A 720-nucleotide genomic window follows, 5' to 3' on the forward strand; every position below is an offset into this window, starting at 1 on the left:
CCGGCAGCGCTGCAACGCGCCTTGGCGGCAGGGGAATCGTGACGCACCTGGGAGGGGGGGGCACCGGCTTGCGCAAGCGTCTCTAACAAGCCGACTCCGACCCCCTTGGCCGCCCAGCGCACGAAGCGGGTGTAGCGGGTCTTCTTCGGCCCGTAGACCTCACGCGGTGCGTCCGTCCACCGCCCGCCGGAGTTGAGGACATGGACGATGCCGCTGATCACCCGCCGGTCGTCTACGCGCTCCGTGCCCCGTGTGTCGGTGGGCAAGTGCGGCGTGATCCGCGCAAACTGCTCGTCCGTCAGCCAGAACTGAGCCATCGGCTCCTCCCACGGAAGCCGTGAATCACACCCAAGCCGTCCGCGCCACCATTATGGGTCCGGACGGTAAGCGCAGAGGGTCCGGATGAGCGATGTCGTGGCTGCCCTGCTGCTCGCTCTCGCGACCGAGAACGCCGAGCTGCGCGAGCAACTGGCCGGGGCTCAAGACATGCTCGTCGAGACCGCGATCGACGCCGGGAACATGCACGCGCTCGTCGAGGCCATGAGAACCGAGCGGGACGCTTGGCGGGAGGAGGCCGAACGTGTGCGGTACGACCGGCAGCGGCGTAGCCTCGAGCGGCAACCATCAAACAGCCTAGTGGCTTTTTGATCCCAGGCTACCAATCCGTGCATAGATCGGACCGACCGTCATGGCGCCGCAGCGTAGGACCTATCGGGTAGA

Annotated in this window: 2 protein-coding genes; one reads left to right on the forward strand and one right to left on the reverse strand. The window is 66.9% G+C overall.

Going from position 1 to position 720, the window contains the following annotated elements; translation table 11 throughout:
* Positions 1 to 317, reverse strand: a 317-nt coding sequence (locus MKK75_RS14880; protein WP_244043329.1) for a transposase, incomplete at its 3' end; no start/stop codon positions are given.
* Positions 318 to 402: 85 nt separating this feature from the next.
* On the opposite strand from MKK75_RS14880, the gene MKK75_RS14885 reads away from it, so the two are divergent.
* The gene (locus MKK75_RS14885) at positions 403 to 648 is read left to right on the forward strand and encodes a hypothetical protein (RefSeq protein ID WP_244043330.1); all 246 of its coding nucleotides are present in this window, start codon (positions 403 to 405) and stop codon (positions 646 to 648) included.
* Positions 649 to 720: the final 72 nt, after the last annotated feature.

Origin of the sequence: Methylobacterium sp. J-030 (genome assembly GCF_022829545.1) — a bacterium.
Lineage (GTDB): Bacteria > Pseudomonadota > Alphaproteobacteria > Rhizobiales > Beijerinckiaceae > Methylobacterium.